Raw genomic sequence first — 18607 nt, 5'->3', positions numbered from 1 at the left:
CGGGTGTCCCGCGACAACTTCGCACCGAGTGCTGCCATTTCGGTGAGTGAACCCTTAACATCTGCGTCACCGCAAGGTTTCTGAAGGTTTCAGCAGGGTCAGATCGGAGACCGTGCCCTGCCGTCCCCCGCTGGCCGGCTGCCCCAGCAGCACCCGCGCGTGCTCCAGCACGAACCGGCGCCCGTCGTCCCCGCCGGCCAGCAGCACGGCCGCCGTGGACGCCGCCTGCCCGACGCAGAACGTCGAGATCGGCGCCCGGACGAAGGTCATCGTGTCGTAGATCGCCATCAGCGAGGTGAACGAGCCGCCGGGGGAGTTGATGTAGATCGCGATCTCGCTCTCCGGGGCCGCCGACTCCAGGTGCAGGAGCTGCGCGATGACGACGTTGGCCACGCCGTCGTCGATCTCGGTGCCCAGGAAGATGATCCGCTCCGACAGCAGCCGGCTGAACACGTCGTAGGACCGCTCACCCTGCGGGGTGCGCTCGACGACGTTCGGAATCGTGTAGCTCCCCATCACTGCAGCCCCATCCTGCGTCGCGAAGCGGCCGGGCGGACGTCCGCGAGGGACTCCACGACCCGGTCGACCATGCCGTACTCCCTGGCCTCCTCGGCCGTGAACCAGCGGTCCCGGTCGCCGTCCCGGGAGATCGTCTCCGGGCTCTGACCGGTGTGCTCGGCGGTGATCCGCTCGATGGTCCGCTTGGTGAACTCCAGGTTGTCCGCCTGGATCTCGATGTCGGCGGTGGTCCCGCCGATGCCCGCCGACGGCTGGTGCATCATGACCCGCGCGTTCGGCAGGGCGTAGCGCTTGCCCGGCGTGCCCACGCTGAGCAGGAACTGGCCCATGCTGGCGGCGAACCCCATGGCGAGCGTCGAGACGTCGTTGGGGATCAGCCGCATCGTGTCGTAGATGGCGAGCCCCGCGTGCACGGAGCCGCCGGGGCTGTTGATGTACAGGCTGATGTCGGTGCGCGGGTCCTCCGCCGAGAGGATCAGCAGCTGGGCGCAGACCCGGTTGGCGGAGACCTCGTCGACCTGCGTGCCCAGCAGCACGATGCGCTGCGCGAGCAGCTGCGCGGCGAGCTGGTCGTCGAACCGGGTGGGAAGGGTGTCGCCCTCCTGCGCGCGGGGCGGCGTGGCCGGCGCCGGGCCGGTGGTGAGTGGAGACATCGGCGCTCCTTGTCGAGGTGTCGAGGTGTCGAGGTGTCGAGGTGCAGAGGTGCAGAGGTGTCGACGCATCCGGATGTCGAGTTCCGCGTGAGCGGCTGTGCGCCGCGGTCTCCCCCACTGTCGGCCGGGGGCCCGGCCCCGCGGGGATTTCTCTGCCCGCGGCAGATTCGCCCTGAGCAGAGCACTCCCGCGGCCGGTGCGGGGCGGCCGCGGAAAAACCGTGGCGCGGCGACCGATGAGTTCCCGGGCCGGCGCCGGTCGACAGTGGTGACCGCGTTCCGCCCCGCGCCCAGGAGGTACTCATGACGACCGACGGATTCACCACGTGTCTCTGGTTCGACGGCCAGGCGGAGGAGGCTGCCGCGTTCTACGTCTCGGTGTTCAAGAACTCGGCCGTCGGCGCCGTCACCCACACTCCCGAGGGCGCGCCCGGCGCCCCCGGCACGGTCCTGACCGTCGACTTCACGGCCAACGGCCAGAGGTTCGTCGCCCTGAACGGCGGACCCCAGTTCAGCTTCACCGAGGCCGTCTCCTTCCAGGTCATGTGCGACAGCCAGGAGGAGGTGGACCACTACTGGGCGAGGCTCGTCGAGGGCGGCGGCGAGCACGGTCCCTGCGGCTGGCTCAAGGACCGGTTCGGGGTGTCGTGGCAGGTCGTGCCCGTCCGGCTCGAGGAGATGTTCCGCGACGACGACCCGGCGAGGGCCGCGCGTGCCTTCAAGGCGATGATGTCGATGGGCAAGCTCGACATCGCCGAGCTGGAGAGGGCCTACGCGGGAGGCTGAGCCGCCCGCCGGACCGCCGGGGCCGCCAGACGGCCCCGGACCGCGGCGCTCGGCGCGCGGGGCCGGTCCGCGGTGACTAGCGTGAGGAAACGCACCTTTCGTACCGTCCGCACCACCACAACCATCCGTCACTTTCAGCAATGCGGAGGCGGCAGTCATGGCCGTGCAACCCGAGGGAGCCCCTTGTTGGGCCGACGCGATGTTCAGTGACGTCGAAGGGGCCAAGCGCTTCTACGGCGACGTCCTCGGCTGGACCTTCGGCGAGTCGTCGTCGGAGTACGGCAACTACACCCAGTGCTACGCGGACGGCAAGGCGGTCGCCGCGGTGGTCCCGCCGCCGCCCGGCCAGGAGGACCAGTCCCAGTGGTGCCTCTACTTCGCCTCCCCGGACGCCACCGCGACCGCCGCCCGGATCCGCGAGGCCGGCGGCGAGCTGCTGATGGAGCCGATGCGGGTCGGCGACTTCGGCACCATGTGCCTGGCCCGCGACCCGGGCGGCGTCGTGTTCGGCGTCTGGCAGGGCGGCACCCACGAGGGCTTCGAGGCGACGGCCGAGCCCGGCGCGTACTGCTGGGCCGAGATCTTCACCCGCGAACCGGAGAAGTCGGACGCGTTCTTCCCCGCCGTCTTCTCGTACGACGCGAAGCAGATGCAGGACGAGCACGTGGACTTCCGCATCTTCGACCTGGGCGACGACCCCGTCCTGGGCCGGATGCGGATGACCGAGGACTTCCCGCCCGAGGTGCCGCCCTACATCAACGTCTACTTCACCGTCGCCGACTGCGACGCGGCCGTGGCCAAGGCCACCGAGCTCGGCGGCGTCCTGCGCTTCGGCCCCATGGACACCCCGTTCGGCCGCTTCGCGGCGCTCAGCGACCCGCAGGGCGCGAGCTTCTCCGTGATCGACATCACGAAGACCGAGGGGGAGATGCCCAAGCTCGAGCCCGTCACCTGAGGGCCGTCCGGACACCCGGCCGGACCGTGGCATGATCGGGGTCATGCGTGAACGTGTGGTGGCCGCGTGCGACGGGGCTTCGAAGGGGAACCCGGGTCCGGCCGGCTGGGCCTGGGTGGTGGCCGACGCGTCGGAGGTGCCGGCCCGCTGGGAGGCGGGGCCGCTCGGCCGCGCCACCAACAACGTCGCCGAACTCACCGCCCTGGAGCGCCTGCTGGCGTCGACCGACCCCGACGTGCCGCTCGAGGTCCGCATGGACTCCCAGTACGCGATGAAAGCCGTCACCACCTGGCTGCCCGGCTGGAAGCGCAACGGCTGGAAGACCGCCGCCGGCAAGCCGGTCGCCAACCAGGAGCTGGTCGTGCGCATCGACGAGCTGCTCGACGGCCGTTCGGTCGAGTTCCGCTACGTGCCCGCCCACCAGGTCGACGGCGACAAGCTCAACGACTTCGCCGACCGCGCCGCCAGCCAGGCGGCCGCCGTCCAGGAGCCCGCGGGCAGCGGCCTCGGTTCGCCGGAGCCGCCGCCCGCGCCGGACGTCCCGGCGGCGAGGAAGGCACCGCGCCGCGGACCGGGCACGGCCCGCAAGGGCGGCGGCGCCTCCGCGCGCACCATCAAGGCGAAGTTCCCCGGGCGCTGCCTGTGCGGCCGTTCGTACGCCGCCGGGGAACCGATCGCCAAGAACGACCACGGCTGGGGTCACCCGGAGTGCCGCACGGCGGCGGCCGGATAACTCCGGCCGGACGCGGGTTACTCGACGGTGCCGCGCCAGCCGCCGGTCTCCCGGCCGCGTTCCTCGATGAACTGCTTGAACCGCTTCAGGTCACCCTTGGCCTGCCGCTGCACGACCCCGAGCTTGTCCCCGGCCTTCTCGGCGAGGCCCTCCGGCTGGAACTCCATCTGGAGCATCACCTTGGTGCGCTCGTCGTCCAGGCGGTGGAAGGTGACGGCACCGGCCTGACGGGCCTCGCCGGACACCGTGGTCCACGCGACCCGCTCGTCCGGGACCTGCTCGGTGATCTCCGCGTCGAACTCCCGGTGGACGCCGTCCACGCTCGTCACCCAGTGCGTGAGGGTGTCACCGCGCTGCTCGATCCGCTCCACCCCGTTCATGAACTCGGGGAACGACTCGAACTGGGTCCACTGGTTGTAGGCGGTACGGACCGGCACGCCGACCTCGATGGACTCCTCGACCTGCGACACGCTGTCTCTCCTCCTTCGGTTCGTCGGACGGAGCCGCGCGGGTACCCGACGGCCGTCCGGTGAATCACCCTCTGCCCGGGGGCCGCCGGGCGCCGGTGCGGCCGTGGGGCCGGGGATGACAGACTGGCCGCATGGACGAGCGCACTTTCGACAGGTCGGACCAGCACGCATCGGTGATCGGCCTCGGCACCTGGCAACTGGGTGCCGACTGGGGGGACGTCGACGACAAGGAGGCCCTCGCGGTACTGGAGGCGGCCGCCGAGTCGGGCGTGACCTTCTTCGACACCGCCGACGTCTACGGTGACGGCCGCAGCGAGGAGACCATCGCGACCTTCCTGCGCGGCAGGCCGGACCTGCACGTCATGGTCGCCACGAAGATGGGCCGGCGCGCCGAGCAGATCCCGCAGAACTACGTCCTCGACAACTTCCGCGAGTGGAATGACCGATCCCGGCGCAACCTCGGCGTCGACGTCCTCGACCTGGTGCAGCTCCACTGCCCGCCGACCACGGTGTACTCCTCCGACGAGGTGTTCGACGCCCTGGACACCCTGGTCGAGGAGGAGCGCGTCAAGGCGTACGGCGTCAGCGTCGAGACCTGCGAGGAGGCGCTGACCGCCATCGCCCGGCCGAACGTGGCGAGCGTGCAGATCATCCTCAACCCGTTCCGCATGAAGCCCCTGCGCGAGGTCCTGCCGGCCGCCCGGGAGGCCGGCGTCGGCATCATCGCGCGCGTGCCCCTCGCCTCGGGCCTGCTGTCCGGCAAGTACACCAAGGACACGGTCTTCGCAGCGAACGACCACCGCAACTTCAACCGGCACGGCGAGGCGTTCGACCAGGGCGAGACCTTCTCCGGCGTCGACTTCGCCACCGGTGTGGAGGCCGCCGCCGAGTTCGCCGCCCTCGCTCCCGAGGGATACACCCCGGCCCAGCTGGCGCTGCGCTGGGTCGTCCAGCAGCCCGGCGTGACCACCGTGATCCCCGGCGCCCGTTCGCCCGAACAGGCTCGCGCCAACACGGACGCGGCACGGCTGCCGGAGCTGACCGAGGAGACGCTCACGGCGGTCCGCGAGCTCTACGACCGCCGGATCAGGGAACAGGTCGAAGGCCGCTGGTAGCGCGCTCCGGCCGCCTCACGGCAGCGGGACGCGCCGCACCGCTCACGGCACCAGGACCAGCTGACGTTCCCGCTCCTGGTCGCCGGAGGCGGCGCCCTCGTCCCGGGTCGGGAAGGCGCCGGTCAGCGTCCTGCTCGCGGCTTCGACCGCTTGCGGGGTGCCCTGCACGGTGACCGTGACCGGCGCCGAGAGACCGGCGTCCGCCCGCGACGGCGCCGGATCGGCGTGCGGGGAGGGCGGGGAGCTGAAGGTCGCGGTGCGCACCGTCGCCCGCTCGTCCCCCGGGAGGCCGTCGGGCGCCCCGAAGGTCCCCTCCAGGGCACGGACGACCGCCCGCGCGTCGTCGACGCCGCCGCCACTGAGCGTCACGGTGAGCTGAGTGTCGGACATCCTTCGCCATCCTCCTGTGCCTCGGTGTGGGTCCCGCCCGTGTAACCGTCCGCCGTTCGCCCAAACCGGACACCGTCGCCCGCACCGCGTCTGACCGCGGGGAACGCGGGAAGAGGGAAGAGGACCCAGGCGGCGGCAGGCGGGAGGAACCATGGCGGACACGCACGCGGGGACGACGGGGGAGCCGGGCCGGCGCCGGGGGCGCGACGAGACCGAGGAGGAGCGCGCGGACCGGATGTGGACGGAGCTGATCCAGGAGGTCCGCGTCGCGCAGATGGGTGTGCAGATCCTCTTCGGCTTCCTGCTCACCGTCGTGTTCACCCCGAAGTACGACGACCTGTCGGACGTGAACCAGACGATCTACCTGGTGACGGTCGTCCTCGGGGCCGTGACGACCGGAGCGCTGATCGGGCCGGTGTCCCTGCACCGCCTCGTCTCCGGCCGCAGTGTGAAGCCCCAGGCGGTGCGGTGGGCCTCCCGGCTGACCCTGCTCGGCCTGGTGCTGCTGCTCGTCACCATGACCTCCTCGCTGCTGCTGATCCTGCGCGTGGCGACCCATGACGGCTTCGTGCCCTACCTGGTCGCCGGCGTGGTGCTGTGGTACCTGCTGTGCTGGTTCGTGATCCCGCTGTGGACCCGGTACCGCCACACCTCGCGCTGACGGGCCTCCGACGGCCGTCTCAGCCGTCGGCCATCAGCTCCGCGAGGAAGTCGTCGACGTGCACCTCTTCCTCGCCCGGCCGCACCACCTCGTGGGTCTCCTGCAGGAACGCGGTCACCGCCGCCGCCCACATGAAGACGACCGCGCGATGGCGCTCCCCGTCGGGCCGCTGGTCGCCGAGGAACTCCATGCGCAGTTCCTCCCACATGCCGCGCGACTCGGGACGCAGCCGGACGTCGCCCACCCCGACCGGGCGGACGAGGCCCTCGCCCACCATCTCCCGGTCCAGCGTCCAGCGGGCCAGCACCCGGCCGTCGTGGCTGAACACGATGGTGAAGGCGAACGGGTCCGCCGGGTCGTAGCTCAGATGGGCGAGCACCGGGAAACGGTCGGCGTCGCCCGTCTGGAGCTGCACCACCAGGGTCTTGTGCACGAGGGACTTCACGGCAGGGGCCTCCGGGAGAACAGACGTAGGGCCATCTAGTACCCCGATCCACCGAGGGATGCTCCGGCAACCGGGTGATTCCCCGTCGGCCCCCGTCGTCAGGAGCCCAGGGCGTCGCGCAGGGCCGGCAGCAGGGTCTTCTCCGACCAGTCCAGGAACGCCGGTTGGGACTCGCCGCCGATCTGCACCAGGGCGACCTCGGTGAACCCGGCCTCCGCGTACGGACGCACGGCCTCCACGAACGCGTCGGGGTCGTCGCCGCAGGGGATCGACTCCGCGACGTCCTCCGGTGTGACGAACTGGGTCGCCGCGTCGAACGAATCCGGGTGCGGCAGCTCGGAGTTGACCTTCCAGCCGCTGCCGAACCAGCGGAACTGGGAGTGGGCGCGCCCGATCGCGGCGTCCCGGTCCGGGTCGTAGCAGACCGGCAGCTGGCCGACGCGCGGCTTGCCCCGGCCGCCGTGCCGGTCGAACGCCTCCACCAGGTCCGCCTTGGGCTCGGTGGCGATCACCAGGTCGGCGAGCTCGCCCGCCAGCCGGCAGGAGCGTTCCCCGGAGACGGCCACGCCGATGGGCGGCGGACTGTCCGGCAGGTCCCACAGCCGGGCCGACTCGACGTCGAAGTGCGTGCCCCGACGGTTGACGTGGCCGCCCTCGAAGAGCGCCTTGATGATCTCCACGGCCTCACGGAGCATCTCGTGGCGCACGTCCACGGACGGCCAGCCGCCGCCCACCACGTGCTCGTTGAGGTTCTCGCCCGAGCCGAGCCCCAGCCGGAACCGCCCCTCGGACAGCAGCGCCAGCGTCGCCGCCTTCTGCGCCACCACCGCCGGGTGGTAGCGGAACGTCGGACACGTCACGTACGTCATCAACGGGATGCGCGACGTCGCCTGCGCCGCGGCGCCCAGCACGCTCCACGCGTACGGAGCGTGGCCCTGCGAGCGCAGCCACGGGAAGTAGTGGTCCGAGGTCACCGAGAAGTCGAAACCGACCTGCTCGGCCCGCACCACATGGTCGACGAGCTCACGGGGACCGGCCTGCTCGGTCATCATCGTGTATCCGATTTGCACCATACGCGGCGAGTCCCCGTCCGCGCGCGGTGAAAACGGGCGCACCCGGGAGCGGCCCCGGTCACCCGGACGCCTCGCGGAACGTCGCGAGGAAGGCGGCGAGCGCCCGTTCGTTGGCGGCCTCGTCCCAGTCGCCGGCCGGAGTGGTCCAGCGCAGCGAGAAGCTGCGCCCGCCGCCCAGCAGATACCCGCGCCCGAACGTGCGCACCCGGACGCCGGCGGCCTCGGCCAGCCACTCCATGTCGGCCGCCTCGCGGCCCCGGTACGTCGTCGCGCGGATCCCGCCGACCCTGCGGTACCCGTCCGACCGCTCCAGACCGGGTTCGACGTCGTCGCGCCAGACCGCCACCGGGTCCGCCCCCGCCTGCTCGCTGTAGGTGACCGCGAGGGTCCGCGGATCGCCGGACGCCCCGAAGACGACCCGGTACGCCCCGCCCGGCACGCGCGAGGTGTCCAGCCGCCGCCAGTCCTCGGGCAGGGCCACCGAGAAGCCCTCCGGCGCCTCGTAGCGCCGGAAGCCCGCGGGCACGACGCCGTCCGGCCGCGAGGGCGACGGCGACGGTGTCGCGCTCGGCCGGGGAGCGGGGGAGGCGGGCGCGGTGGCGTCGGCGGGCGGCGCGGCGGGGGACGGGGGGCGCTGCCCCGCGCCGGCGCCGGTGTCGCCGCCCGTGCCGGGCAGGCCGTGGGTGACGGCGAGGACGGCGACCGCGACGGTCACCCCGGCCAGCGCGGTCCCCGCCACCGCCGTCCGGCTCCACCGGCGCCCGGCACGGCACGCGGCTGTGCGCGCGCCGCACAGCCGGGACCGGGACGCCGGGGCCGGCGCGGCGCCGGGGGACTGGGACAGCACGCGGGTGAGGGCCTCGCGCACCACCGGGCGGCTCAGCCGCTCGCGCGCGTTCCCGCGCAGCAGCCCCTGCACGACCTGGGTGAGCGGACCGGCCCGCACCGGGCCGCGCAGCGGCAGCCGGTCCACACCCTTCAGCGTGGCCTCGGACCTGCCCCGGTCCCGGAACGCGGGGCGGCCCTCCGCCATCGCGTAGAGGATCGCGCCCAGCGTCCACAGGTCGGCCGCGGGCCCGATCCGCTCGTCGCGAGCCTGCTCGGGGGCGGCGTACGAGGGAGCGGTGAGCCGCGGGACGAGGGTGGCACCGGCCAGCCCGAAACCGGTGACGACCACGGAGTCGTCCTCGCGCACGAAGACCTGCCCAGGGCTCAGCTCGCCGTGCGTGACGCCCTGGTCGTGCGCCGCGTCCAGCACGTCCAGCAGCCCCAGACCCACACGTGCCGCCCGCGCCGGGTCGAACGCGCCCTGCTCGGCCAGGAGTCCACCGAGCGGTGTGCCGCCCGCCCACTCGGTGACCGTCCACAGGGCGCCCTGCTCCACGACCGCCTCGACCACCGCCGCCACCCCGTCCGGGCAGAGCAGCCGCACCGTCTCGCAGGACCGCACGACCCGGCCGGTCACCCGGCGGGCGCCCTCGGCCGCGAGCTCCTCCGGGAGGCCGACCTGCGTCACCAGGCAGGGACGGCCCGTCCCGGTGTCCTCACCGGACCAGCAGACGCGGTTCGTCTCCCGGTGGAAGACCTCGAGCAGGCGGTACCGTCCGGCGACCAGGTCGTGTGTGGAGACGTGCGCCCTGCCCATGGACATCCCTCGCTCGCGCCGCCGGCTGTCGGTCCAGCCAGAGGTACGGGGAGCGGACCGGGGTGTGTTCAACGCGCGCGCGAAACACCTCCGGACCCTCCCGCGCGTCCCCCACAGGAACGCCCGCCTCAGCGCAGGCCGAAGCGGTCCGCCCAGGCCGTCATGCCGGCGGTCGTGGCATTGCCCCCGCACACCACCAGCCCGAGCCGGGCCCCGTCGCCCACCCGCTCGGCCACCCGCCGGGCCGCGGGCAGCAGACAGCCGGCCGCCGGCTCGGTCCACACCTTCGCGTGCTCGGCGAGCTCGAGCGACCCCTGGACGGCCTCCCGGTCGGACACCACGAGCACATCGGTGACCAGCGCGGACACATGGTCGTACGTCAACTGAGAGACGGACGGGGCGCTGAGCGTGGTGACGACCGACGACAGCGGCACCGGCAGCGGTCCGCCCGCCGCCAGCGCCCGGGACATGGCCTCGGCCCCCGCCGTCTCCACGCCCCAGATCCGCACCTCCGGACGGAGCGCGCGCAAGGCCGCCGCCACGCCCGCGATCAGCCCGCCGCCGCCGATGCTCACGACCACGTCGGTGAGCTCCCCGGCGTCCCGTGCGAACTCCAGCCCCACCGTGCCCTGCCCCGCGATCACCACGGGGTCGTCGAACGGGTGGACCAGCGTCAGCCCCTCCTCCCGCAGCCGGGTCACCAGTGCGAAGGCGCTGTCCATGCCGTCGGTGAGCCGCACCAGCGCGCCCGCATCCTCGGCGGCCTCCACCGAACGGGCCGGCGCCGTACGCGGCATGACCACGGTGGCCTTCACGTCGAGGGCGGCGGCCATGACCGCCACGGCGACACCGTGGTTGCCGCCGCTGACCGCCACGACACCCGCGGCCCGCTCGGCCTCGGTCAGCGACAGCAGCTTCGCCGTCGCGCCGCGCGCCTTGAACGACCCGGTGCGCTGCAACAGCTCCAGTTTGGCGGTGACCGGGACCCCGAGCAGCGCGGTCAGCCCCGGGCTCGGCACGGTCGGGGTGCGTACGACATGGCCGGCGATCCGTGCGGCCGCGGCTTCGATCTCCGTGATCCCGATCAAGGCAGTCATCCTTCCGGCGCGGCTGGTGATCCACACCTCCCGCAGCCTTTCGCGCGGGGTGTCCAAGGTCAACAGGTTCCCCGCAGGGCCCGCCGCGCCCGGGAGAGCGCCGGTCAGCCGCCGAACAGCTGGGTCCAGTACATGCCCGCCCGGCCGCCGCCGGCCAGTCCGACCCCGATGTGCGTGAAGCCGGTCTTCAGGATGTTGGCGCGGTGACCGGGGCTGTTCATCCACCCCTCCACCACCTCGGCGGGGGAGCGCTGGCCGCAGGCTATGTTCTCGCCGACCGTGCGCCGCGTGGCGCCCGCCGCGGCGGCCCGGTCCCAGGGCGCGCCGCCGTCGGGGTCGGTGTGCGAGTAGAAGTCCCGGGCCACCATGTCCGCGCTGTGCGCCTGCGCGGCCGTGGTGAGGCGCGGGTCGGCGGCCAGTGCGGGCAGTCCGGCGCGGGCCCGCTCCCGGTTGGTGAGCTCGACGACCTCGCCCGTCGCGCGGTCCAGGCCGTCCGGCGTCAGCGGCACGGCCCACAGGACCGTCCAGTACGTGTCGCCCGAGGGCCCGCCGGTGACGTGTCCCCAGCCGGCGTGCGTGAAGGCGGCCTCCCGCAGGGTGCGCCGGGCGCCCTCGGTGCGCAGACAGTGGCCGACGAACTCGGCGGGCGTGCGCGGACCGGAGACCAGGTGCTCGCCGACGGTGAGATACGCGTACCCGGCCAGGACGACGCGCTGGTGGACCGAGACGCCGTCCCGGGTCTCCACGCTCAGCGCACCCCCGGCGGCCATGGCACCGGCGTGCGCGCGGGCCGCGGAGGTGAGGCGGGCGTCGGCCGCGACGGGCCGGGAACCGGCCGCCGCACGGGCCGAGTTGACCAGCTCCAGGAAGCCGTCCGGGTCGGCGGGCGGCGGCGCGAGCGTCCCGGAGTCCTCGGCGTCGTCCACGATCGCCACCCCGAAGTCCCGGGCGAGACCGGCCAGTCCGTCCGCGTACCCCTGGCCGAGAGCGCGCAGCTTCCAGCCCTCGCCGCGCCGGTACAGCTCCGCGAGCAGCAGCACGGTCTCCCGGCGCGGGCGGGGCGGGGAGAACCGGGCGAGCGTGCGGCCGGCCGCGTCGGTCACGTGCAGGGCGGGCGAGGGGGAGTCGCTCAGGAGCGCGCCGGGGACGGCGGGGCTGACGGCCACCGTCACCCGCGTGGCGCCGGCGCGCAGCCGCCGCGGGTCGACGGTGAGCGTGCCGTCCCGCAGCCGGGTGCCGGGAGCGTCGGGCTGGTTGTAGAAGACGAAGTCGCCGTCCCCGCCCACCGTGCCGCCGTCGTCCGTGATGAGGGCGGACACGTCCAGCCCGCCGGGCACCCGCAGGAGCACGGGACCGCCCGGCAGGGGTACGTTGCCGCCCGGGACCAACTCGCTCATCCTGTGCCGCCCTGTGTCGTGGTCCGCCGTGGGAGTCGGGGTGCCCGGACAACGTCCCCCGGCGGGCCGGGGTTCCCGCGCCGGCCGAGGTCAGTTGGGGGCGGTCGGCTCCGCGGCGACCAGCCCCTGCCGGTAGGCGACCGCGACCGCCTCCGTACGGCTCGACGCGCTCAGCTTGGCGAGGATGTTGGAGACGTGGACGCTCGCCGTCTTGGCGCTGATGAACAGCTTCTCGCCGATCTGCCGGTTGCTGTGCCCGAGGGCGAGGAGGCGCAGCACGTCCTGCTCACGAGGGGTCAGCACCGCGGCTGCGGCGGCCGGCTGCGGATCCGTGAGCCGGCCGCGGCGGGCCAGGTCGTCGAGCCGCTCACGCAGCAGCGTTGCTCCGAGCCGGTCGGCCTCCCGGCGTACGGCGTCGGCCTCGGCGGCCGCCTCCTCGCGGCGGCCGGCCGCCAGCAGGGCCTCGGCCAGCCGCAGCCGGCACCGCGCCCGCTCGTAGGGATCGCCGTACGCGAAGGCGGCCACCGCCCGCTCCCAGGGCGCCGGGTCGGGCGCGGCGGCCGAGATCCGCGACCACTCGGCCTCCGCCCGCGCCCGCCACGCCTGGCCCTCCGGGCCCTGGGGGAGGTCGTCGAAGCCGTGCCGGGCGGACCAGCGGGCCTCGGCCAGCAGCTCGGACGCCGTCCGCGTCCAGCGGGCCGCCGCGGCCTCGTCCCCGGCCCGGCGCAGTCCGGTCACGGTGTCGGCGACCGCGGACAGCGCGAGGCCGGCGAGCCGCACGGTCACGGCGGGCCGCGTACCCGCCTCGGTGAGCTCCTCCACGGTGGACCGCATCCATCGCACGGCCTCCTCCGGGTCCCCGCGCAGCCCCGCCGCGTCGGTCAGCACGAGCCCGGCCACCAGCCGTGCCATCCAGTCGAACGGCCCTTCCAGCAGGCCCCGGGCCCGTTCGGCCGCCGAGAAGTCGCCCCGCGCCAGCGTCACGTACAGCTCGGGGCCGAGGGTGTGCCCGCCCGCGGCCGGCCGCACCCTGGCCTGCTCGGCGGACTCGCGCAGCACCTCGTCCCAGTGGCCCAGCGTGTACCGCACCAGCAGCCGCAGATACCGCATCTCGCGTGGATAGGGCGAGGACAGCAGCCCGGAGCGGCGGGCCCGGTCCAGCCCCTCCGACGCCCAGTGCAGGCACTTCTCCGGATCACCGGACTCGAAGCTGCCGATGGCCAGGTTGAACAGCGCGCGCAGCTCCACCGGAGCGTTGCCCGCCCGCCGGGCCAGCTCACGGGCCTCGAGGAGCCGCTCACGGCCCGCCGGCGTGGACCGGTTGCCGCCCTCCAGGCTCGTCAGGGAGATCAGCAGATCGGCGCGCGCGTCGGTGACCTCCAGATCCTCCGCGGCCCGCAGGGCCCGCCGGGCGACCCGCAGCGCCGTCTCGTTCTCCCCGACGTGCCGGGCCGCCGTCACATGTGTGGCCGCGGCCCACACCCACGTCGACGACGGCGGCTCGGCGGGGATCAGGTCGAGGGCCTCGCTGCTGTGGGCGTAGGCGGCCGACAGGTTGTCGACGCTCAGCAGGTTCCCGGCGAGCGTGTAGCGGACCCGGGCGGCCAGTTCCAGGTCCGCGTCCTGACCGAGGCCCGCCAGCGCGGACCGGGTCAGGGAGACCGCGCGGTGCAGTTCCCCGGCGTGCGCGGCGGCTGCGGAGGCGCGCAGGGTCAGCGTCACCGCGTCGGGGCCGGCCGGGCGGGCGGCGGCGTCGACCGCCGGCCACAGGTCCAGGACCGCCTCGAGGTGCCGCAGCTCCTCGGCCGGTGCGCCGACGCGCTGGGCGTGGTCGGCGGCCTCCAGCGAGGCGGCCAGGGCCTCGGGCAGATCGTGGCTCTCGCGGTAGTGGTGGGCGCGCTCGGCGGCGCCGCCCGGCCGGCGGCCCGGGCCGGCGAGCAGCCGGGCGAACGCGCCGTGCAGCCGGGCCCGTTCACCCGACAGGAGATCGGCGTAGACGGCCTCGCGCGCCAAGGCGTGCCGGAAGCTGTACGTGTTCCCCTCGCCGGAGACGAGCAACTGCCGCTCCACGGCCTCGCGCAGCGCAGACTCCAGCTCCGCCTCGGGCAGCCCGACGGCGTCCCGCAGCAGATCGTGGTCCACGCGGCGCCCGGCGACGGCGGCGGTGCGCAGCACCTGCTGGGCGGTGTCGGACAGCTGCTCGAAGCGGATGAGCAGGACGTCGGCCAGACCGCTGGGCACACCCACGGCGGGTGTGTCCGTGGCCGCGACCAGTTCCTCCGCGTAGAAGGCGTTGCCCTCGGCCCGTTCGACGATCCGGTGCACGGTGGTGTCCGGCAGCGGCCGCTTCCGCAGCGCGCGCACCAGCCGGGCCACATCGGCGTCCGGCAGGGGCCGCAGTTCCAGGCGCTCCACGGCGGGCAGCCGCACCAGCTCGGCGAGCAGCGGGCGCAGCGGGTGGCGGCGGTGCAGGTCGTCCGCCCGGTACGAGGCGAACACCGCGATGCGGTCCTGCTGGAGCACGCCCCGTCCGAGCAGGAACCTCAGCAGGTCGCGCGAGGACTGGTCGGCCCAGTGCAGGTCCTCCAGGACCAGCAGCAGCGGGGCGACGTCCGCGAGTTCGGTCAGCAGGGCGGCCACGGCCTCGAAGAGCGCCAGCCGCGAGCGCGGGGCGCCGGCGTCGTCCTGCGGGCCGCCCCCGAGCAGCCGCCGGGTCACCGGGTGTGCGGCCGACACGCCGGCGTACCGCTCGTCGGCGGCGAGCGTGCCGAGGATCTCGGTGAACGGCAGATACGGCAGTCCCACGTCGCCCAGGTCGACGCAGTGCCCGGTGAGCACGGTGGTCCCGGCCGCGGCCGCCCGCGCGGCGACCTCGTCCAGCAGCCGGGTCTTGCCGACCCCGGCGTCCCCGGCGACGAGCACCGCGCAGGCCTCACCGGCGCGGGTGCGCTCCAGCGCGCCGGTGAGACGCGCGAGTTCGTCCTCGCGGCCGACGAGTGGGCTGGTGAGTGAGGTCTGTGCCACGCCGCCCATCCTGACACGCGCCGGTGACGACGGACCCGGCCCCACCGGCGGGCGATGCCGGCCGCGCGCGGTCAGCGTCGCAGCGTGGCGGCCCAGTCCGCCGGGACCCGGCCCGCGGGCCCCGGGACGGGCTGGTCCCCGGGATGACTGCCCGGCGGGGCGAGGCCGGGCCCCGCCTGCCGCACCTCTTCGGTCGCGTAGTCCCAGAACCAGTCCTCGCCCGGCTCGAAGCTCTGCACCACCGGGTGCCCGGTGTCCCGGTAGTGGCCGGTCGCGTGCTGCCCGGGCGAGCTGTCGCAGCAGCCGACGTGGCCGCAGGCCGCGCAGCGCCGCAGGTGGAACCACCAGCCGCCCGCCGCCTCGCACTCGGCGCAGCCGGTGCCGCTCGGCGGGACGGTGGGGTCGATGACGGTGTCACGGGTCATGCCGGCTCCTCGGTCGGTTCGGATACGGCCGCGGTGAGCGGGAGGAGGACCTGGAAACGGGTGTCTCCCGGCACGGAGTCGACCCGGAGGGTGCCGTGGTGCTTGTCGACCACGATCCGCCAGGAGATGTCCAGGCCGAGCCCGGTGCCCTCGCCCACCGGCTTGGTGGTGAAGAACGGGTCGAAGATCCGCTCCCGGATCTCCGGATCGATACCCGTGCCGGTGTCGCGGAACTCCACCAGCAGCCGGTCGTGGACCAGCGCGGTCCGCACGGTCAGCGTGCCCTCGCCGCCCGCGCCGTGCATGGCGGAGACCGCGTTGTCGATCAGGTTGGTCCACACCTGGTTCAGCTCGGCCGGATAGGCCGGGACGTCCGGGACCGTGCGGTCGTACTCCTTGACGACCTCGATCCGGGGGCCGATCTTGCCCGACAGCATCAGCAGCGTGCTGTCGAGGAGTTCATGGACGTCCACGGTCCGGTGGGGCGCCCGGTCCAGCTGCGCGTACTGCTTGGCCGCGTCCACCAGGTGCGAGATGCGGGCCGTGGAGTCCGCGATCTCGTTCATCAGCAGCTCGGTCTCGACGGTGTAGTTGAGCCAGCCGACCGCTCCCGGCAGGATCTCCGCGTCCACGGCCGCCGCGACCTGGTCCAGCCACTCCGCGTCCAGCCCGGCCTGCACGAACGTCGGCGCGAGCTGCCAGCCCTGCTCGATGCCGTGGTCCTCCAGCCAGTCGGTGAGCGCGTCCTCACGGTCGGCGGCCTCCAGCGGGCTCAGCGACGGCGCCTTCGCGACCCGCTCGGCCGTGCGCTCCTGGATCTCGATGAGGCCGGCCAGCGCGTCCCGGGAGAACGGGCCCTCGGCGATGACGGCCAGCTTGTGCCGCATCTTCGCCACCCGCTCCCGCAGTGTCGACGTGGCGCGCACGGCCGCCGCCGCCGGGTTGTTGAGCTCGTGCGTGAGCCCCGCGGACAGCGAACCGAGCGCCAGCAGCCGCTCCCGCTGGCCGATGGCCCGCTGGGTGCTCTTCGACCCGAAGAACAGCCCCTCCAGCAGATGCACCGCCATCGGGAACCACTCGCGCATCACGGCCGCGAACGTGTCCGCCGGCAGCACGAAGAACCGCGTCGGCTCGGTGACCCGCATCGAGTTGTTGTAGACCTGCGGCACCCGGTCGCCCACGTACGCCTGCATCGCGCCCGCGTACACCCCGCGCTGCGAGGTCCGGTTGGTCTCCACGTCGTCCCGGCCGACCCGGCGCGAGAGCACGACCGTGCCCTCGAGCATCACGTAGAAGCAGGTCGCGGGATCGCCCTCGGCGTACACCGGACCGGGCTCGAACACCTCCACCCGGCCCTCGGCGCACAGCCGGCCCAGCTGCTCGGGGGACAGCTTCTCGAAGAGGAACAGCTCCCCGATCTCCCGGGGGCTGCACGGCATCGGCCGCCCGCTCACGACTGCTCCAGGTAACGGTGGACGAGCATCACGGCCATGGCACCCTCCCCGACGGCGGACGCGACCCGCTTCGCGGACTCGGCGCGGGCGTCGCCCGCCACGAACACGCCCGGGACGCTGGTCTCCAGGTGGTACGGCGGCCGGTCCAGCTCCCAGCCCGCCGGCGGCCGCCCGTCGGGGGTGAGGTCGGGTCCGGCCAGGATGAAGCCGCGTTCGTCGCGCAGCACGGTGCCGTCCAGCCAGTCGGTCAGCGGGGCCGCGCCGATGAACACGAACAGCCACTGCGCGTCGACGAGTTCGGTGGCGCCGCTCGTCGCGTCGCGCAGCGTCAGCCGCTCCAGGTGCCCGTCGCCGTGCGCGCCCTCGACGACCGTGCCGCAGCGCACCCGGATGTTGGGCGTGTCCTCGATCTGCTGGATCAGGTAGTGCGACATCGACGCGGCCAGCGAGCCGCCGCGCACCAGCAGCGTCACCGACTTGGCGCCCCGGGACAGGTACATCGCCGCCTGCCCGGCCGAGTTGGCGCCGCCCACGATGTACACGTCGTGGTCCTGGCAGGCCGCGGCCTCGGTCAGCGCCGAGCCGTAGAACACCCCGCAGCCGGTGAGTTCTTCCGTGCCCGGCGCGGGGAGCTGCCGGTAGGAGACTCCGGTCGCCAGGATCACGCTGTGCGCGGCGACCGCCGAGCCGTCCGAGAACCGTACGGTCCGCGCCGCCCCGTTGGCCTCCAGACCCGTCACCTCCCGCGCCGTGAGGATCTCCGCGCCGAACTTGGCGGCCTGCCGCCGGGCCCGCTCGGTGAGCTGTCCGCCGGACACGCCGTCGGGGAAGCCGAGGTAGTTCTCGATGCGGGAGCTCTGCCCGGCCTGCCCGCCGGTCGCCGACCGCTCCACCAGCACCGTCCGCAGCCCCTCCGAGGCCCCGTAGACGGCCGCGCCGAGCCCGGCCGGGCCGCCGCCGACCACCACCAGGTCGTAGAACTCGGCCTCCGGCGTCGTCGCCAGCCCCACCCGGGCCGCGAGCTCCGGCGCCTCCGGCTCCACCAGCGGCGTGCCGTCCGGCGTGATCACCACCGGCAGCCGCTGCCCGTCCTGCCCGGCGGCCGCCAGCAGCCGCCGCCCCTCCGGCTCGTCCGAGGAGTACCAGCGGTAGGGCACCTGGTTGCGGGCGAGGAACTCGCGGGCCTCCGAGGAGCGCGCCGACCAGCGGTGCCCGACGACCTTGGTGCTGGGCACCGGCCGGTGGTCCCCGGTGCGCCACGCCGCGAGCAGGTCGTCGAGGACCGGATAGAGCTTCTCCTCCGGCGGGTCCCACGGCTTGAGCAGATAGTGGTCCAGGTCGACCACGTTGATCGCGTCGATGGCCGCGTTCGTGTCGGCGTACGCGGTGAGCAGCACCCGCCGGGCCCCCGGGTACACGTCGAGGGCCTGCTCGAGGAACTCGATGCCGTTCATCTGCGGCATCCGGTAGTCGGCGAGGATCACCGCCACCAGGTCCCCGCGCAGTTTGAGTTCGCGCAGCGCCTCCAGCGCCGACGCGCCGGACTCCGCGCGCACGACCCGGTACGACGCGCCGTAGCGACGCCGCAGGTCACGGGCGACGGCGCGGGAGACCCCCGGATCGTCGTCCACGGTCATGATGACGGTCCGTGTCGCCCCGTCCGCCTGTGCCATACGTCCCCCAGTCGAACGGCCGGATCGACGGCACGGCGTCCCCGTCACCGCACCGGCCTGCGACCCATCGTAGGTTCGTTCGCCCCGTCCCGC

At 73.9% G+C, this 18607-nt stretch carries 17 protein-coding genes and 1 pseudogene; 5 read left to right on the top strand and 13 right to left on the bottom strand.

Annotation, left to right across the window (positions count from 1 at the left end; translation table 11 throughout):
• Positions 1-99: 99 nt before the first annotated feature.
• Positions 100-516: pseudogene (locus AB0E77_RS30095) on the bottom strand (ATP-dependent Clp protease proteolytic subunit); the annotation flags it as partial.
• Complete coding sequence (locus tag AB0E77_RS30090; protein ID WP_361576822.1) at positions 516-1172, bottom strand: ATP-dependent Clp protease proteolytic subunit; 657 nt, start codon at positions 1170-1172, stop codon at positions 516-518. The pseudogene AB0E77_RS30095 and the gene AB0E77_RS30090, both read right to left, overlap by 1 nt.
• A 302-nt stretch (positions 1173-1474) precedes the next feature.
• Between AB0E77_RS30090 and AB0E77_RS30085 the strand changes: the two genes are divergently transcribed.
• The 3 genes from AB0E77_RS30085 (at position 1475) to AB0E77_RS30075 (ending at position 3645) form a co-directional block, all read left to right on the top strand.
• Positions 1475-1957, top strand: a complete 483-nt coding sequence (locus AB0E77_RS30085; RefSeq protein WP_361576819.1) for a VOC family protein — start codon at positions 1475-1477, stop codon at positions 1955-1957.
• A gap of 157 nt (positions 1958-2114) precedes the next feature.
• Positions 2115-2912: a VOC family protein gene (locus tag AB0E77_RS30080; RefSeq protein ID WP_361576816.1), complete on the top strand. Its 798-nt coding sequence runs from the start codon at positions 2115-2117 to the stop codon at positions 2910-2912.
• Between the two features lie 31 nt (positions 2913-2943).
• Positions 2944-3645 carry a ribonuclease H gene (locus AB0E77_RS30075; protein ID WP_361576813.1) on the top strand — a complete coding sequence of 234 codons (702 nt, stop codon included), beginning with the start codon at positions 2944-2946 and terminating at the stop codon, positions 3643-3645.
• 17 nt (positions 3646-3662) lie between these two features.
• Here AB0E77_RS30075 and AB0E77_RS30070 read toward each other — a convergent pair whose 3' ends face one another.
• Positions 3663-4115, bottom strand: coding sequence for an SRPBCC family protein (locus AB0E77_RS30070; protein ID WP_361576810.1), 453 nt, complete (start codon positions 4113-4115; stop codon positions 3663-3665).
• A gap of 131 nt (positions 4116-4246) precedes the next feature.
• Between AB0E77_RS30070 and AB0E77_RS30065 the strand changes: the two genes are divergently transcribed.
• Positions 4247-5230 (top strand): aldo/keto reductase, encoded by a 984-nt coding sequence (locus tag AB0E77_RS30065; RefSeq protein WP_361576807.1) that lies wholly within the window; start codon positions 4247-4249, stop codon positions 5228-5230.
• Positions 5231-5272: 42 nt separating this feature from the next.
• Here AB0E77_RS30065 and AB0E77_RS30060 read toward each other — a convergent pair whose 3' ends face one another.
• On the bottom strand, positions 5273-5620 hold the full coding sequence (locus AB0E77_RS30060) for a hypothetical protein (RefSeq protein ID WP_361576804.1): 348 nt from the start codon (positions 5618-5620) through the stop codon (positions 5273-5275).
• Positions 5621-5771: 151 nt separating this feature from the next.
• Here AB0E77_RS30060 and AB0E77_RS30055 point away from each other — a divergent pair, with 151 nt between their 5' ends.
• Positions 5772-6281 carry a DUF6328 family protein gene (locus AB0E77_RS30055; RefSeq protein WP_361576801.1) on the top strand — a complete coding sequence of 170 codons (510 nt, stop codon included), beginning with the start codon at positions 5772-5774 and terminating at the stop codon, positions 6279-6281.
• A 19-nt stretch (positions 6282-6300) separates the two neighbouring features.
• Here AB0E77_RS30055 and AB0E77_RS30050 read toward each other — a convergent pair whose 3' ends face one another.
• From AB0E77_RS30050 to AB0E77_RS30010, 9 genes are all read right to left on the bottom strand, one after another.
• Complete coding sequence (locus AB0E77_RS30050) at positions 6301-6726, bottom strand: SsgA family sporulation/cell division regulator (RefSeq protein ID WP_361576798.1); 426 nt, start codon at positions 6724-6726, stop codon at positions 6301-6303.
• Positions 6727-6824: 98 nt separating this feature from the next.
• Positions 6825-7799 carry an LLM class F420-dependent oxidoreductase gene (locus AB0E77_RS30045; RefSeq protein ID WP_361576795.1) on the bottom strand — a complete coding sequence of 325 codons (975 nt, stop codon included), beginning with the start codon at positions 7797-7799 and terminating at the stop codon, positions 6825-6827.
• A 58-nt stretch (positions 7800-7857) separates the two neighbouring features.
• Positions 7858-9450 carry a serine/threonine protein kinase gene (locus AB0E77_RS30040; protein WP_361576792.1) on the bottom strand — a complete coding sequence of 531 codons (1593 nt, stop codon included), beginning with the start codon at positions 9448-9450 and terminating at the stop codon, positions 7858-7860.
• 122 nt (positions 9451-9572) lie between these two features.
• Positions 9573-10532, bottom strand: a complete 960-nt coding sequence (locus AB0E77_RS30035; protein WP_361576790.1) for a threonine/serine dehydratase — start codon at positions 10530-10532, stop codon at positions 9573-9575.
• Positions 10533-10645: 113 nt separating this feature from the next.
• On the bottom strand, positions 10646-11938 hold the full coding sequence (locus tag AB0E77_RS30030) for a CAP domain-containing protein (protein WP_361576787.1): 1293 nt from the start codon (positions 11936-11938) through the stop codon (positions 10646-10648).
• Positions 11939-12028: 90 nt separating this feature from the next.
• Positions 12029-14971 carry an AAA family ATPase gene (locus AB0E77_RS30025; protein ID WP_361576784.1) on the bottom strand — a complete coding sequence of 981 codons (2943 nt, stop codon included), beginning with the start codon at positions 14969-14971 and terminating at the stop codon, positions 12029-12031.
• Between the two features lie 62 nt (positions 14972-15033).
• Positions 15034-15387, bottom strand: coding sequence for a UBP-type zinc finger domain-containing protein (locus AB0E77_RS30020; protein ID WP_361576781.1), 354 nt, complete (start codon positions 15385-15387; stop codon positions 15034-15036).
• On the bottom strand, positions 15384-16841 hold the full coding sequence (locus AB0E77_RS30015) for an ATP-binding protein (RefSeq protein WP_361576778.1): 1458 nt from the start codon (positions 16839-16841) through the stop codon (positions 15384-15386). Before AB0E77_RS30015 ends, AB0E77_RS30020 begins: the two co-directional genes overlap by 4 nt.
• Complete coding sequence (locus AB0E77_RS30010) at positions 16838-18514, bottom strand: FAD-dependent oxidoreductase (RefSeq protein ID WP_361576775.1); 1677 nt, start codon at positions 18512-18514, stop codon at positions 16838-16840. The genes AB0E77_RS30015 and AB0E77_RS30010 overlap by 4 nt, the downstream gene beginning before the upstream one ends.
• Between the last annotated feature and the right edge of the window lie 93 nt (positions 18515-18607).

Source organism: Streptomyces sp. NPDC032940, assembly GCF_040636935.1.
Taxonomy (GTDB): Bacteria; Actinomycetota; Actinomycetes; order Streptomycetales; family Streptomycetaceae; genus Streptomyces.
This window is presented reverse-complemented; position numbering and strand designations above follow the sequence as displayed.

What these genes read in the sequence shown, in the direction of transcription:
- AB0E77_RS30090 (WP_361576822.1), bottom strand. Translation starts at nt 1,172, where the DNA reads ATGTCTCCACTCACCACCGGCCCGGCGCCGGCCACGCCGCCCCGCGCG.
- AB0E77_RS30085 (WP_361576819.1), top strand. Translation starts at nt 1,475, where the DNA reads ATGACGACCGACGGATTCACCACGTGTCTCTGGTTCGACGGCCAGGCG.
- AB0E77_RS30080 (WP_361576816.1), top strand. Translation starts at nt 2,115, where the DNA reads ATGGCCGTGCAACCCGAGGGAGCCCCTTGTTGGGCCGACGCGATGTTC.
- AB0E77_RS30075 (WP_361576813.1), top strand. Translation starts at nt 2,944, where the DNA reads ATGATCGGGGTCATGCGTGAACGTGTGGTGGCCGCGTGCGACGGGGCT.
- AB0E77_RS30065 (WP_361576807.1), top strand. Translation starts at nt 4,247, where the DNA reads ATGGACGAGCGCACTTTCGACAGGTCGGACCAGCACGCATCGGTGATC.
- AB0E77_RS30060 (WP_361576804.1), bottom strand. Translation starts at nt 5,620, where the DNA reads ATGTCCGACACTCAGCTCACCGTGACGCTCAGTGGCGGCGGCGTCGAC.
- AB0E77_RS30055 (WP_361576801.1), top strand. Translation starts at nt 5,772, where the DNA reads ATGGCGGACACGCACGCGGGGACGACGGGGGAGCCGGGCCGGCGCCGG.
- AB0E77_RS30045 (WP_361576795.1), bottom strand. Translation starts at nt 7,799, where the DNA reads ATGGTGCAAATCGGATACACGATGATGACCGAGCAGGCCGGTCCCCGT.
- AB0E77_RS30040 (WP_361576792.1), bottom strand. Translation starts at nt 9,450, where the DNA reads ATGTCCATGGGCAGGGCGCACGTCTCCACACACGACCTGGTCGCCGGA.
- AB0E77_RS30030 (WP_361576787.1), bottom strand. Translation starts at nt 11,938, where the DNA reads ATGAGCGAGTTGGTCCCGGGCGGCAACGTACCCCTGCCGGGCGGTCCC.
- AB0E77_RS30025 (WP_361576784.1), bottom strand. Translation starts at nt 14,971, where the DNA reads ATGGGCGGCGTGGCACAGACCTCACTCACCAGCCCACTCGTCGGCCGC.
- AB0E77_RS30020 (WP_361576781.1), bottom strand. Translation starts at nt 15,387, where the DNA reads ATGACCCGTGACACCGTCATCGACCCCACCGTCCCGCCGAGCGGCACC.
- AB0E77_RS30010 (WP_361576775.1), bottom strand. Translation starts at nt 18,514, where the DNA reads ATGGCACAGGCGGACGGGGCGACACGGACCGTCATCATGACCGTGGAC.